Origin of the sequence: Pseudomonas leptonychotis (genome assembly GCF_004920405.1) — a bacterium.
GTDB classification, from domain to species: Bacteria; Pseudomonadota; Gammaproteobacteria; order Pseudomonadales; family Pseudomonadaceae; genus Aquipseudomonas; species Aquipseudomonas leptonychotis.
The window spans coordinates 170,244-184,459 of record NZ_RFLV01000003.1; the positions used below are offsets into that span (position 1 = coordinate 170,244).

The following is a 14,216-nucleotide window of genomic DNA, read 5'->3' on the forward strand; positions in this document are numbered from 1 at the left end:
TCTACTCGCCTATTTCGACAGCAAGAGCCGGCTCGACTGCCTCACGGTACTCCAAGGCGATCAAGGACTCACTGAGACCGGTGTAGAGAATCGTCCGGTTCGGGCTGTAGGATTGGTCGGTTGCGCTGAAGTAGTCGAGGTTCATGTAGTTACCTAGAACTTTGCTGATACCAGATGTCAGGCCAGGCGTAGCCCCGAATACACAAAAGCCATCCGCGTCGGCAATGTCGCGTGCCGAACGCAGATTCTTGTCGTCGAGGTTGGACAGCTCATCGATAAACAGTGGCAAGCTGACCTTGGTGTCGGCTTGCAGCAACTCTTTGAGTAGGAAGGCCAGCAGACGGCAGTTGATCATCACTGAAGTACCCGTTGATTGGGCTTCGACAGTGAACTCATCGCTGCCTTGCAGCTTGACACGGTAATCGACGCTGACGATCAGGCGAGCCATATTCAGGGTTGCATCCCGACGCTGATCAGACTCGACGAACTGAGTACAGAATTTACCAAGGCGATCGTAGAGGACTTGTGGTGGCAACTCGCCTCCGGTCAGATTCACGGAGTCTACGGTCTTAAGCAGCTCGTCGAATTGGGGATGTAGCTGGCAGTCGATTGCCACAGCAGTGAGGTTAGAGACCTTGATTGACGACAGGTGATTCTCGATCTCTTTGATAAAAGTACTAATCAGGGTGCGTGCGTGCCTGATCGACTGAATCTGGATCATGGTGTCATCATTATGCTGAACCACTTGGTTGAAATGGTTGTTCTCTTCCATATCGAGACGACCATAGAGAACCCTGTACTTCTCATGCAAATTGCTCAGCGTTTCCAGGCTTACTGCACTGCGGTGGGCATGCTCGGCATCGTCGTCTAGAGCAACCGCAACTAACAGATCGGACACCAGCGACTTGATCTGGTTGAAGCTACGACTGATAGCTTGACTGCGGGTTTCGATGGCATCCATCAACTCCTGAGTAACCACGACCTCCTGACGCTCTGCACGTTGGTAGCCGGTTTTCAGATACTCCAGACGCGAATGCAGGATGTCGTTGACCGTCCTGCTCCAGCGGAGCATGGATTGTTCACGTTCCTTAGCGGCTTCCAATGCTGTTCTGGCCTGGTCAACCAGACGGTTGGCTTCGTCGAGTTGCAGGTTGAGCTCAAGGCAGCGGGCCTCAAGAAGTTCGAACCGCTCGGTAGCTTCGCCATGTTCCCGCTCTAATCGCACGAACTCCTGCTCAATGAATTCATGACGTTTCAACAGGGCAATGTTGCGCTCATCCTTCTCGATCTGAGCCTGTTTAGCAGCAATGGTGCTTTCGATCTGCTCGACTGACATTTTCGTCTTATTGGCAAGATCACTGGCGCGCCGTTTTTGCTGAATAAGGCGCTTCTGGACAGATGCCAATTCGTCCTTACGGCTCTGTAGCAGCTTGCCGGCATCGTAATGTTTAACCGGGACTGACGTCGGACTGCTCAGGAACGTGAGCGAGCCTTCCTCCTCGTTAAACAACGCGGCGAAACGTTTAATCGTCTCAATGTTACCTTCGAGCAATGGAGGGCACTCGCCGGTGAAGACCTCCTGGTTCAGCGAGTAGAGAGTGTCCGCTGTACGGCTGGGGATCTGGTCCAGATCCAGGAGTGACGGTTTCGCACCTTCAATGAGGACATCAAGATCCTTGACCTTCTGGCTGCCTTTGTTGATTTCACGTGTTAACTGCTCGAACTCACGACGAAACTCGCCGTCGTCCTTAAGAGCCTTGATGTCGGCTAGATCCTCCTCGACCTGCTCAGCCAGTGCGGCAGCTATCTCTTCCGGGGTCATGGACGAGTAGCCATGCATCGCCGTTGAGAGGTCAATTAAATCCTTTTTGATCCGCTCGTAGTTCTTCGTGATCTCGCCGATAGCGCCTTTCAGTTCCTTGCGCTGGGTGTTTTTACTAGCCGCCTGTTCACACTGGTGATCAGCAGTTTCTTTGACCGCACTGTAGTTCGCAAAGCATTGCATACGGGCGTCGAGGTAAACCGTGCCCTGCTGGTTGATGCCCTGCTCAACGTCACACAACAGATTCATCAGATCCGAGCTTTGGACATGAAGATCGGTGAAGTTCTGAGTAAAGCGATCCCAGTAAGGCTGCCCGTTGCGAATCACCTGGAGTCGGTTTTTTACCGCGCTGAGGGTTTCATAACGCGACAGGATTTCGATGAGGTTGACGTTCAGTTCGGCCTCAGTACGATCCTTTCTGCCCTCAATGATCGTAGCGATGGTGTCCGGCAGAGTACGTTTATCTTTGGCTGCAATGTCGAAGGCCAGGTGAATAAGGCGTTTCCAGGCATCAATCTCACGAGCTTGGCTGCCACCGCTCTTGAGCGGCAGCAGACAAAAGCGACCAGCATCGGGGCGTGTAGGCTGGTGCCTGTAGATTCGCTCCTTGATATTCGCCACATCCTTGATCACTACAGCGCCCAGCCTTTTCAGGGTCGGCTCAATCTGTGAAGTCGACAAGCCTTCAATCGGCGCCCCCATGCCTCCGTTGAGGCTGGATTCATGATTCCAGAAGAGGTGCTCGATTTCCGAATATGGCACTGGCACAGCAGTACGCTCATAGCTGTATTGCTTGGTGCCCATATTCAAGATGATGCAGAACGGCCCATGCGGATTCTCCGCTTCAAGAACCATGAAGGAGTTCCGCTCTGGAAAATAGAAGCCAAAAGTCGCATCTCGGCCGTAGTGGCCTTTTGTGCTCTTGAATCCGAACTTTCGCTCACAATCGTGGAGATTTTCTTCGGGCAAGAGGAAGAACTTCAATGCATTGAGCATTGAGGTTTTGCCCTTATTGTTGTCGCCGAGCAAGGCCGTGTGTTGGTCGATTCGAACCTTCGTATAGCAGTAAGCCCCACTGTTGATCAGCACGATCTGCTTCATCTTGAAGGCTTCGTGGAACATAGATTCGATGCTCATGGACGCTCCTCACATACTGCTGTCACCAAGTAGGTTTCTTGCTCAAGCACCCTGCTGCTGTCACGCATGAACCGGATCAATTGATCTGTCTCAGGTGATAGCCCTTGATACTTAATGACCTCCTGCCGCTGTTGATCGGTCAACGCGTACTTGGACTGAGCCAACCGCTTTTCAACGTCAGGCGGGACAAGGAAAACGGGGGGCTTTTCATGCAGCAACGCTGTCAAAGAAGCGAACATCCGTAGGCCTCCCATGTCCACATCGAACAGGCAATACAGCTCATCGAACTGACTCAGCACATTGGCATTCAGCTTGTTAGTCACCTGATTGCCCGAACCGGAGATCAGCTCAATATCACTGGCGGTACCAGCCAACATCCCAGCAATGAACGGCAGCGTTTCATCTACTCGAAGGAAATTCTCCAGGTTTTCAACAATAACCCCCACCCTGCCCAGTGCCCTCGGCAGCACCCATGCGCCAGCTTCAGTTACCGCCACAGTCGGATGCCGATGCTGAGCAGAGCGAAATATCAGTAACGACTCGGATACACCAACACGATGGCTATTGCCGTCTATAGCTGCTCCGACTCGGCCTCCAACATCCGATGGCCTGAACCTCATCAAAAGCTCATCGAAGGCTGCCGAAAGAAGCACTTCGACGTGATAGCTATTTTTTTTAAGCTTCTTGGCCAAAAAAATGCGACTGATGTCTTCTCGCGCAACGCCTGCAGCCACAAGCTTTGCGATCAGCGCATCAAAGTTGATGGGCTGCTGTGATTGAACTTTGGCCAGATAGCTATAAATGACAGACGACAAAATCGACTTCCTTGTGAAAATTGTTAGCCCTCAGGCATTTCAATAAATGAATCACCAAATCAGGACCCTCGCGGGGCTCCCTCGAAGAGAACGATTCAACCGAATGAAAAACCTATGGATCAAGTGCGCCAAGGGAGAACCGCGTAGATCTCTCATTGAGCACAGCGCTCACGATATGTAAGCTTCAGCGACTCATCTAGAGTGTTTACCTGTACAGGTAAAGTTTTCGAGCAGGTGGAGAGCCAATGAAACGAAAACAGTCGATTGAATCCATCCGCTGGGATTTGGCCCTACGCTACCGCCTGATCGAAACAGTAGCATGGTGGGAAGGCCGCTTAACCACGGGCCATCTGATGCAGAGCTTCGGTATCAGCCGCCAGCAGGCGTCGAAAGACATCAATACCTATATCAACGACCACGCGCCTAAAAACCTGGAATATGACAAGCATTTGAAGGGGTATGTGCCGAGCAAGCAGTTCAGCCCGCTGTTTATAGACGACAGCGCCAGCGCTTATCTACACCTGGTCAGCCAAAGCCACGACCGCGCCCCGCATGTGGAGGGGTTGGCTCTAGCCTACGCCCACACCGAAGTGCTGCAAGTGCCGGATCGCTCGGTGCGCCCTGAAGTGCTGCGCCCGCTATTGAAGGCATGCAGGGCCGGGCTACGTCTGGAGTGTGAGTATGTGTCGTTCAATACGCCGCAGGTGGAAACTCGGCTGATCGCACCGCACACGCTGATCTACACCGGCATGCGCTGGCACCTGCGCGCCTACTGCGAGAAAAACCGCGATTACCGGGATTTTGTGCTGAGCCGCTTTCGCGGCGTACCCGAGCTGATGGATGACGAAACCGAATACACGCGCGAGCTAGATCCTGGCTGGAGCACTAAGGTACAGGTCATTATCGAACCCGACTCACGCCTGAAACCCGAGCAAAAATCCATCATCGAAACCGACTACGCCATGCAGGACGGTCGGCTGGTGATCGAGACCCGAGGTGCGCTGGTGCAGTACGTGCTGCAGCGCTATCAGATCGATACGACCAAAGTTCATACCAAGGCCACGGCGCAGCAGATTGTGGTGGTGAACTTGGATGAGCTGCAGGGATGGCTTTATCACTGAGTCCTAGGCTTAACCAATATGAGGTCGCTTTCATCGACACCATCACGCAGGTACAGCTCTGGAGTGGAGTCCTCTGAAATACCCTCCAGCATCAACGCAGTCTTAGCTTGCTTGAAAGCAGCCGGAATTGAGCAGCCAAAGCCAATAGCCGAATAAAACTGCGCTGAAAATACGCGGGCAGCTTCGTCGCCAATTGACTGATTCATGCCAATTGCCGCATCCACATATTGCGTACATGCGACCGCCTGGTTGAACGAGTGGCACGTATTAAAGAAAACCAACCGAACCGAGTCGTAAAGTTCAAAGGTGGCGACAATGCTCGCCATCGAAACCAGCTTAGCGTCGCCGTTTCGGTCTTGAAGAACGAGCTCATCCTGATCGCTGCCATGCCCACTAAAATGCACAATCGTGGGCTTAAGCTCGTTCATGTATTGCAGAATTTCTGAAGGACGCAGCGCCCATCTCGACTCAAGCTTTACCGCGTCACGATGATCCGATAGTCGAATTTTTTGGTGAATCTCACGGACTTCTTCATCCAGCAATAGCCTGCGGTCAGAGGCTGTCGCAGGATCAGTCGCAAAGAAGGCAACCTTAATTTCCTCGGGCAGCGCAGCCAACTTATCAATACGGGCAGCAGTTTCCCTGTGCAGAGAATCATGCGTTTTCAGGCTGGACTCTACCTCTCGGAATTGCCGTTTTTGCGCCTCCTGCATTTTTTGCTGCTCCGTATTTCTTTTCTTCAGCACCTTCGCTTCTTCGCTTTCCACGCGCGACTCAGCTGTTGCCAGTTTTTTCTGCTCTGCGGCAATCTTCTTCTCCAGCTTGGCAACTTCAACCAAATGCTTCGCCTGCAAATCTGCATATCGGGTGGCTTCTTTAAGCTTGGAGGTAGTTGTAGATAACTGTTTGGTTTTGCTGGCGGCAGATCCAGCAGCAAGAGATTTTTTCCCCGCATCAGCCGCCTTCTGCGACTCCCCGGCCTTCAAGCTCGATAGCTTTGCTATGGCTTCACGAACGCTGGCGACTTGACGACGATACATATCAACACTCATAGGTGCCCCCTACAGTTTTCAAAAGCTGCACAGCAGTCAAACGAGCCGAGTAGATGGTGTAAAAGCATGCGGCCTTGTGAGCCAGAGCCTAGGCATAAACACAGCAAAGACAGGCACATGTTTACGTCGTTCTGAAAAAGACTCGACGTAATGGCATGGCGGGATGTCAATACAGCTGACCACCATAGGCAACACGGGCCAAACCCAGCATCAGGGTCAAAGCTGCTATCAGTACAAGATGTTCAGTCAGCGAACTCAGCATGATCATGGCGGATCTCCTTGGGTGGCGATGCCACAACCATAGGCATCATTAACCTCGGAGGCGATACGTAAACTTTCGGTATGTAAACATTTAGAACGCATGCCGACCTGCGCCGACGGATGCCTCTTGCTACATCTAAAAACGGACGACCACTGTACATAAAACAGTCATCGAGAATTTTTCATGAGCAACGCCCTGATCCTTGGCGGACTGCACGCCAGCAATGTCGCCGAAAGGCGCTTTCGAGTGCACGACACCCTAACAGGGCGACGAGGGAGGAGGTGGCGGCTAGTCCATCTACCCGCACTACATTTGGTGGTCATACCGCGCCTTTTGCATAATGTAGTAGACGTAGTCCAGCTTCTCTTCGGTCAGCTCATCATCACACAGCCAGCGCACCTTGATGCCTAGGTACTGCGCCCATTCAATGCCCTTCTTGAAGGCTCGTCGGTCACCATTTTTTGCCGCGACCTCGACGTATTGATTCACCAACTTGTATTGGTTTTTGCCTGCCCGGTACTTGGCATTTTCAAATGCCGCCTGAAAGTGCGGCATGGCAACCGCAAACTCATCCTTGCGGTAGTGGTAGACCCCACGCAGCCAAGGCACCATCCAGCACAACGGCTCATCAAGCCCGTATGCCGCTACCTGAAAAGCATACTCGTCGATCTGGCCCAGTTGGGTTGCAGGATCATCCTTGAGATCAAAACCTTGGTACAACAACTCAGCAAAGCCATGGGGGGGTAAGAAAGGCGGACTGCCGCTGAATTCGATCTAAAAGGGAGCACACGGCAAAAAGGCCGTACTTACTCTTGAGCGCCGTGAGCACTTCATCTCGTATTGGTGCCCCCAGACAAGCATTCTGGCGGCGCTGCAGAGTGTCGGCGACGGCTGCCAATTTGCTGTCGAAGAATGCCCAGTAGTGGTTGCAAGCGTTGAGCCAAACAAATAGGGCCAACTCAGGGGACTCCTGCCGCCGTATCACCGGAGCAAGCTCGGCCTTAAATTCGTTGACATCATCGGCGATCCACAGGGTGTACTCGCGAAACTGTTGGCAGACCTCGGCGAGGTATTGATGATCGTAGGCATCAGCAATCTCCCTTGCGAGGTAGCTCGAAAACCGAGCGACCATTAATGCCGCTAGGATGCTGGCCTGAAGCTCTTTGGGTATCTCTCGCCCGCAATGAGTCAGCGCACCGAAGGATTCTTCGAAATTTTTAAATAGGGCAGGAAGCGCCGGAAGCCTTGCGCCTCGCGTCCACTTGATTGCGTTGTCGAGATTCTGCTGAAGGGTGTTGTTGTCACTTCGCGGATTCTTGCCTGGGTAGTGAAACTGCGTCTGCGAGAGGTCACAGCGCGCATAGACCCAGCGCATGACCTTTTCTAGGGGCATTACCAGGCTGCCATCTTCAGCGACTGTCGGCAGGTACCAGAATGTGTCTTCCGGCGTGTCGAGCTCCATATCTGCGATTCTGTATTTGAGCAGGCTCTGATTCAGCGAAACGACCAGCAAAGGGATTGCCTTGGTCGAAATGAAGTACCGAAGGGTTTCAGCCTTGCTGAGGTAGGTGCCCTCTTCACGAACCAGCCGACTGTAGGCATCCAGAAGGTCATCGAGCGGGTCGCCTATGGCACTCATGATCTGAATGCTGGGCAAATACGCTGTCAGGATGCTGCTGAGCGTTTGAATCATCTGCCCGAAATTCGACAGCAGCCCGCCTTCCTCCTCGGCAAGCCTCGCCAACTGCTTTTGAATGGACTTCTTTTGTGTCTCATCAATACCATCACGGCTGGCCTCCTTGCTCGCACGAAGGGTTCCCTTGCGGGGAAGCACGCCGAATGCATCGTAGGCCAGCTTGACCAACTCGCCCTGGGTGGCAAAGCAAGTATCTATATTCATCTGAAATCCTTAATACCCCCGGCCAGCGACGACCGGGGGAGCGCGTTCCTAGCGCTGGTTGGGGTTGAGTTGTTTCCCGCGATTGCCATGAACGTGAGCATTAGTCGGGTTGGTGCCCGACGTGCCGCGATTATTGTTCAGGGCATCCGATCTGTGGTTCTGCTGCTGGCGCTGCTGACTGGTGGAGTTGGGTTGCTTGGACATGATTGTCTCCTGCTGGGTGGTAAGGAAATCGCATCCTAACCACCTGGTTTGACGCGGTATCTAGGCTTTTTGGAGACGAACTTTCAGAAGCCTTGCAGCGCCACAGGTATGCCAAGCTGTTGCCGACCGTGCTTTAACAGATGCCGCGCCACAGCTCATCTGACTCAACAACAGCGACAAATCGACCAGCATTAAACCCGTCAGGAAACATTGAATCCCGAGTGCCCTCGTCACCTTCAACCATGGGCCGGAGAAGATACTTCTCATCACGCAGGATGATCTCCAGCGCTTCACGGGACACCACCCTGAAACCATCGACGGACTCTCCATCCAACTCAATGGACGTGTCGACGATCCAGGCATGCATATACGCTTCAGGCTGCTGGCCGTGATAGCCCAACTTGGAGCGCAGCTCTTGATCAGCCATCAGCGCACTGAGCACCGCCACCTGCTTACGCCGTAACTGCCAGGCAGCCTTGCGTAATGTGTTGGTGCGATGGAGCCAGACCTCATGGGTGGTCGAGCGGATATAGCCCGACTTGACCTCCAAGAGCAGCAATACGCCATCTTGGTGGCAGATCAGATCCACCTCGCCGGCATCGTCTTCTTCGGTTGCCAATGGCCGATAGCCCACCTCAACGGCAAAACCGCGCTGCCTAAGACTTTCGGCTAGCGCCAGCTCTACCCGCTGGGTTTCAGCCTGCATATCGGCCCGGCGTGCATTCACGCGCCGAAGGTTATTGATGGCTGCCGTCAGGTTGTTTTGCTGCGCGCCAACCCAAGGAAACTGAAAACTGTAGCGGCCGATTTTGTAGAAGGGCTGCTCGTAAAGCCTCGGTGCAGGCATCCGAGGTTGCAGCTTCAATTGCTGGGAGAGCGCTTTGAAGTCGCTGGTCCAAAACGTGAGGATGGCCTTGGCTGAATCAGCGCTACCTTTAGGGTGTTCGTCACAGACAGTCCAGCCGGTGATCTTGCGGATCTTTTCTTGCTCTTCGGACCAGGTCATGGGGAACCGGTTTTCCCCGGAAAGCAGGCCATTCATGGCCAAGCGTCCTAGCGCTTGGGCAAGCACGCCCGATTCGCGCAGGTGGTGCTGAAATGGCTGGATAAACTGACTTTGAAAGAAAACCGAAGTCAGTTCACTCGCCAGCAATACGTGGTGAAGCTGAACCTGGGAGCCGTCATTGAGCAACACTTGCTCATCCAGGCCGTATATCTGCTGTAACTGCAGCTTGCTGCGAACCGCCTTGATATAGGCCAGCTGGTTCAGCTCATGATTCTCAGGCGAGCCAATAGTTTGCTCAGCCATGCCGGAGTCGATGAAGGCCTGTATGGCACGCCTCATCCAGTAGTGCCAAAGCAGATCGTTCTTACGCCCAGTCCGCTGCCACCGCTCTGTTCCCGCCTCCGACTCGTTATAGATAACCGACTCACCCGGTTTGCGCTGGTAACGGCATTCAGGGTCGAAGCAGAACCAGTCGATTGAGCCTTCGTAGTCGATCCGTTCTTGGGTTGCCCCAATCAGAACGGCTAACGATTCGAGGTTTTGACGACATGTCACCACGTCAGAATTGCTGGGCTCAGGAAAGATAATCGGTGATAGATGACGTTTCAGCGATTTCCCGAGCCGTGCCTCGCTCAGGCGGAAATCCTCTTCCGAGCATGCCCGGAGCTTGTTCAAGATAATGCGGTTGTAGACCTTCCACTGCTGACCGGAAGGGTCATCGGAACCGTCTTCAGAAAACGCCTGATAGGCCAGCACACTGAGGTAGGAAAACAGCTCCAGCAGCGATAAGTGCTTTAGCTGTTTTCCAGCAAGGGTTATGAGCTCATCAAACGGCTTGAGCTGATCCAGTAAACGGTCGCATACGCCGAAGAAGAGTTGCCACTCTTCCCCGGCGAGCGCGGCACGGAGCGCAAGCCAAAGCGGCGACTCTGTACGTTCAAACAGCTTCGAGTAGCGAATCGCCCATCTGAGGGTGTCTGGGTTGTCGTTAGCGAGGTGCAGCAGCAGATCAACACTGACTGCATTATCGAAGTGCAGCCCTCGGCCGAGGGCTAGGCTGGCCAGCTCAGAACTTGCCACTGCCTCAACATCGAGCCAGCACGCTGCCGAAGCTAGGCCTTGCGCACGATCAATGGCAGACAGGGTCTTGCCTGCTGGGCGTTGATCCAAGAAATGATGCAGACATTCATCAAGAGCACGGCCCTTGCTGAGTTCTGGCTGATTCCTTTCATATACCAACTGGTAATGCTGCCGGCATCGCTCTACTTTTTCTGTCACTCCTGAATTCCCTTCAGTCATAGATTCCTGGGCGGAGCCTAAACCATCGGTGGGCGAGGACTCCACAAGCATCGCGCTAGAGAGCAGCACACTGGTAACTCATAGGCATCACCAGGACGGCTGTATTTATCAACCCAGACTGCTTGATGAATCAAGCTCGCTTAGCAATGGATCGATTAGTCGTTCCGGAGGCTTTCCTTGCCTGGCCTTTGCGCAAGCAGCGAGCACCTATCGGCTTGAGCCGTAGATGCTGATCATTCTTGACCAGATAACCCATGGTGTAATGCACGTTCCCCCGCGCATGCAGATCCTTTCTATGGATTAGGCCAATCCCCAGCCTGTCTTCGTATTTGTCTTTGTCTTTGTCTAGATTGCAGTTATTGAAGTAGCCCTGACCACGGGTAATCCGCTCCCACAGCTCCCCTATTCGCTGGGCCCTGTAGATATCAGCACTCACCTGGGCACCGTTGAAGAAGAAGGCAGCGTGGATGTGATATCCATGATCTTCGCCTTGCTCAACGCTGCATATGTAGCCGATTTCATTGTCAAAGATCAGGTTACGCTCACGCTCAGCAATCAACCGATCCAGGTCGTCGAATACCTGTTCCACACGCAACCTAGCTTGAGCCTGGGGACGGTAATACAGATCAACCCTGACAACGCAGGTACGAGCGTAGCGATCAAGCACTGCGTCAACGTAACGACCGATTTCGATCTCCTGCTGAATCGCTAGGTGGCGCTGAACGTGCTCCTGTCGATTGACCCCCTTTCTGCCTAGAAGGCTTCGGATGCAGGTGGTCAGTTCGTTGAGCGTCTCGCTGGCACTCAGATAGCGTGACTCATCCTCGTTCAAGCAGGTAATACCGACTGTGCTGCGTTTAATCCAAATGGCCTGACATGCGTCTCGGAACAGGTTCAAGTGCCAGCTGTACTGATACTCCCGATCGTATTCGAACAGAGCGACCATCTGCTCGATCCCATCGAAGTATTTTGACAGCCTAGTTTCACTGATCTGCTCATCACCATGCTTCGAGTAAGTGATGCGAAATGCTTGGCCATCTGTACGCTGGATGGCTTTAATAAGTCGCTCAATCCGGAGAGAGATATTGGATTGAGAATGATATGTGTAGCCGTTTTGCTTGGTCATGCTGGTGTACCTGATTGGTTAGCGGCATACCAGGTACGTGTTAAGTATTTTTTAACTGATGACCTACCCCATGGGCTGGGTAGTGGTGGTTGTATAGCTATCAGCGCTCAGGCTATTGAATGGTTATGGATTGGTAATCATCTAGAGCTATATAACTAGATCCCGCTCCGAGCCCCATGACCACCCCCAGCCTAGCAAGGCAATGGGGAGCAACATTCCCTTGCCAACCTAGAAATTGAACCCTCTGGTTCTTGGGGGAGTTAGCTGATAATCCAGCACCTCCCATGCGGCATATACGCCATGACCAGCCGAAGCCAGTCATGGCGCGTAATGTTAATTGCTGCTGACCATTTCTAAGCGACCGGCCCGGCTTGGTGCATCCGCAGCCAGATCGCGCTCCTCGATCCTTGCCAGGATCCAATCGCAGACCTCGCTGTAAACCCATCCGACGCAACGGTCGCCTAGCGAGACTGTTGCTGGGAACGTGCCTTCCCCGATGTACTTGTAGATTGTTGAGCGTGCCAGGCCGGTGGTGTCGATGACTTCTTTCAGGCGGATTATTCTCATGAGCGGGCTCCTCTGTATGGCTCAGAGGATTGGTTGAGGTTGTAAAAAATGACCTGATTAACCCAGCCTAATGACCTGAGGCCTCACTCTCGGCGGCCAGGCCGCACCCTGAATCCATCGAAAACAACTCAACTCAACTCAATGCGTTTGCTCTCGCCGGGGAAGTCGCGGCCGCCAGCTCCATACCCAATTAGCACTTTCATTACGCCATCCCACTCCGCCCCTAAAGTGGCATCCCTACCGACTCATCGAGAATGAGGCGGTGCTGTACAAGCCCAAGAAATCAGCCCTCGATCAAGCCGCTCGCAGATTCAAGCATGGGACGAGGCTGGACTCCTTCCAGCAACCAATTACCCAGATATAGCTAGAGCAGGTAGCTGGTCTTGAGAGTGACTGGCAGCCAATGGGTGACCGCCGAGGAACTCGCAACGGGAATATTCTAGAGCGGTGTACGGAACCAAAGAAAAGCGCTATAAATTAATGGGAATAAATTCGCATGTGATTTAAGGAATTGATCGACCAATGAAACCCAACAGCTACGGCTAAAAGCCGCATAACTACTAGGTTTCACAAAAAAAAACCACATAGATTAATCATAGAATATTGATATAGAATTAATATAATTCAAATAAATTACCTTATAACGCGAATAGAACATTGATAGATCATGGATAGATCAAAGCTAGGATAATATTTCAATTTAGATAAATAGTATCAATTATTAAATTACGATAGGTTTAAACTATGGCCGTCAATGACAACGTTAAGAGCGCGGATGCGCTCAGCGAGCTACTCGAGGAGAAGGGCCGCAATGCTCGCCGCGATATCTGGCTATGGCTACACCTCTACATGACCCAGAACGCTCCATTTGACCCACGCACATGCAGTGGCGAGACGATGCGAGACGAGATCGCAGTTTTTCTTAAGCGCAAAAAATACGCCCTGCATCGCATTGCTCGGGAGAAGGACCGAAGCCTGATTCCAGATGAGTCACTGACTTGGATTGAAGAGGACGAGAGGCAGTATCAATGGCTGCTCGAAAGAGTCACGAAAATCACTGATTTCAGGCTTCCCAGGAGAGCCGTGCACCTCAAAGGTAGAGAGCACCTGATTGCTATCATTGATGTTTGGAATGCTGACCTAGAGGAAAAGTTGTACGAGGTAGAATCTCTTCGCAAGGAATGGCTTAGGCACAAAGCAAAGGACAGTGCATTTGAGTGGTTCGGAGACAAGAAGGAAGGCACCAAGCGCTGTGCATGCGCTTGGGAGTGGCTGGAAAAAGACAACCGTCTTTTGTCCAGACGAGACACTCCCATTACAAACTATAAAGAGCTACTCATGTTTTTCGACGGAGCAAGGCTCGGGCGTAACGAACAAAAAGCGATCATCAATGAGATAAAAAAGAGATGGAATCGCAAGCAGCTCGACGTCCGCAATCCTGATAAGAAGCAGCTCAACGTAATGATCCCGATAGCGGTGATCGCCCAGCTGGATGAGTTGGCCGCAAAGCACAAACTGAAGCGACCACAAGTCATCGAACGCCTGATAACCGGTGAGTTCCAAGCAGGGATACATCTTGATTATTAGCAGGCACCCCATGAACCTTCTTCTCGTAGCAAGGTGAAGCACTCACATCACCCGAAACCCCACTGAAGCAACAGCATCAAAAATCTGTATTCCAAACAGTATTCCAAAGGAATTTATTAACCGAATAAAATTATTTATATCAGTAGGTTACAATACCAGTTCAGATTACCCCGGCCCACCAAATACAAAAAAAAGACGTCCTTGGACGTCTTTTTTTTGTGCCTGAAATCCAGTTTAAACCGGGCGTTCAGTGCCATTGACGCCGACATACGTCAATTGACGGACACGCCTTTTACATTCCCCCTGACTCAACCGCCT

Annotated in this window: 11 protein-coding genes; 2 read left to right on the forward strand and 9 right to left on the reverse strand. The window is 52.4% G+C overall.

Annotated features, from left to right (window positions below; genetic code table 11):
* Position 1: 1 nt before the first annotated feature.
* Together D8779_RS15110 and D8779_RS15115 are read right to left on the reverse strand one after the other, a co-directional pair.
* Positions 2–2,959 carry an MICOS complex subunit MIC60 gene (locus D8779_RS15110; protein ID WP_136665320.1) on the reverse strand — a complete coding sequence of 986 codons (2,958 nt, stop codon included), beginning with the start codon at positions 2,957–2,959 and terminating at the stop codon, positions 2–4.
* The gene (locus D8779_RS15115) at positions 2,956–3,774 is read right to left on the reverse strand and encodes a DUF2220 family protein (protein WP_136665321.1); all 819 of its coding nucleotides are present in this window, start codon (positions 3,772–3,774) and stop codon (positions 2,956–2,958) included. Before D8779_RS15115 ends, D8779_RS15110 begins: the two co-directional genes overlap by 4 nt.
* Positions 3,775–4,019: 245 nt before the next feature.
* On the opposite strand from D8779_RS15115, the gene D8779_RS15120 reads away from it, so the two are divergent.
* Positions 4,020–4,895 carry a helix-turn-helix transcriptional regulator gene (locus D8779_RS15120; protein WP_136665322.1) on the forward strand — a complete coding sequence of 292 codons (876 nt, stop codon included), beginning with the start codon at positions 4,020–4,022 and terminating at the stop codon, positions 4,893–4,895.
* On the opposite strand, the gene D8779_RS15125 is transcribed toward D8779_RS15120, so the two are convergent.
* The 7 genes from D8779_RS15125 to D8779_RS15150 all read right to left on the reverse strand — a co-directional run bounded on the left by D8779_RS15125 (position 4,889) and on the right by D8779_RS15150 (position 12,311).
* Positions 4,889–5,947, reverse strand: a complete 1,059-nt coding sequence (locus D8779_RS15125; RefSeq protein ID WP_136665323.1) for a CHAT domain-containing protein — start codon at positions 5,945–5,947, stop codon at positions 4,889–4,891. The genes D8779_RS15120 and D8779_RS15125 overlap by 7 nt on opposite strands.
* A gap of 568 nt (positions 5,948–6,515) precedes the next feature.
* Positions 6,516–6,929 carry a hypothetical protein gene (locus D8779_RS20850; protein ID WP_240789744.1) on the reverse strand — a complete coding sequence of 138 codons (414 nt, stop codon included), beginning with the start codon at positions 6,927–6,929 and terminating at the stop codon, positions 6,516–6,518.
* A gap of 4 nt (positions 6,930–6,933) precedes the next feature.
* Positions 6,934–8,109, reverse strand: coding sequence for a hypothetical protein (locus tag D8779_RS15130; RefSeq protein WP_240789745.1), 1,176 nt, complete (start codon positions 8,107–8,109; stop codon positions 6,934–6,936).
* A gap of 48 nt (positions 8,110–8,157) precedes the next feature.
* On the reverse strand, positions 8,158–8,313 hold the full coding sequence (locus tag D8779_RS15135) for a hypothetical protein (RefSeq protein ID WP_136665324.1): 156 nt from the start codon (positions 8,311–8,313) through the stop codon (positions 8,158–8,160).
* Between the two features lie 133 nt (positions 8,314–8,446).
* Positions 8,447–10,597, reverse strand: a complete 2,151-nt coding sequence (locus tag D8779_RS15140) for an NERD domain-containing protein (protein WP_136665325.1) — start codon at positions 10,595–10,597, stop codon at positions 8,447–8,449.
* Between the two features lie 151 nt (positions 10,598–10,748).
* The gene (locus D8779_RS15145) at positions 10,749–11,744 is read right to left on the reverse strand and encodes a YagK/YfjJ domain-containing protein (RefSeq protein ID WP_136665326.1); all 996 of its coding nucleotides are present in this window, start codon (positions 11,742–11,744) and stop codon (positions 10,749–10,751) included.
* A gap of 333 nt (positions 11,745–12,077) precedes the next feature.
* The gene (locus D8779_RS15150; RefSeq protein WP_136665327.1) at positions 12,078–12,311 is read right to left on the reverse strand and encodes a helix-turn-helix transcriptional regulator; all 234 of its coding nucleotides are present in this window, start codon (positions 12,309–12,311) and stop codon (positions 12,078–12,080) included.
* Between the two features lie 744 nt (positions 12,312–13,055).
* Between D8779_RS15150 and D8779_RS15155 the strand changes: the two genes are divergently transcribed.
* Positions 13,056–13,898 carry a hypothetical protein gene (locus D8779_RS15155; protein ID WP_136665328.1) on the forward strand — a complete coding sequence of 281 codons (843 nt, stop codon included), beginning with the start codon at positions 13,056–13,058 and terminating at the stop codon, positions 13,896–13,898.
* Positions 13,899–14,216 lie beyond the last annotated feature (318 nt).

What these genes read in the sequence shown, in the direction of transcription:
- D8779_RS15150 (WP_136665327.1), bottom strand. Translation starts at nt 12,311, where the DNA reads ATGAGAATAATCCGCCTGAAAGAAGTCATCGACACCACCGGCCTGGCA.
- D8779_RS15125 (WP_136665323.1), bottom strand. Translation starts at nt 5,947, where the DNA reads ATGAGTGTTGATATGTATCGTCGTCAAGTCGCCAGCGTTCGTGAAGCC.
- D8779_RS15155 (WP_136665328.1), top strand. Translation starts at nt 13,056, where the DNA reads ATGGCCGTCAATGACAACGTTAAGAGCGCGGATGCGCTCAGCGAGCTA.
- D8779_RS15120 (WP_136665322.1), top strand. Translation starts at nt 4,020, where the DNA reads ATGAAACGAAAACAGTCGATTGAATCCATCCGCTGGGATTTGGCCCTA.
- D8779_RS15110 (WP_136665320.1), bottom strand. Translation starts at nt 2,959, where the DNA reads ATGAGCATCGAATCTATGTTCCACGAAGCCTTCAAGATGAAGCAGATC.
- D8779_RS15130 (WP_240789745.1), bottom strand. Translation starts at nt 8,109, where the DNA reads ATGAATATAGATACTTGCTTTGCCACCCAGGGCGAGTTGGTCAAGCTG.
- D8779_RS15135 (WP_136665324.1), bottom strand. Translation starts at nt 8,313, where the DNA reads ATGTCCAAGCAACCCAACTCCACCAGTCAGCAGCGCCAGCAGCAGAAC.
- D8779_RS15145 (WP_136665326.1), bottom strand. Translation starts at nt 11,744, where the DNA reads ATGACCAAGCAAAACGGCTACACATATCATTCTCAATCCAATATCTCT.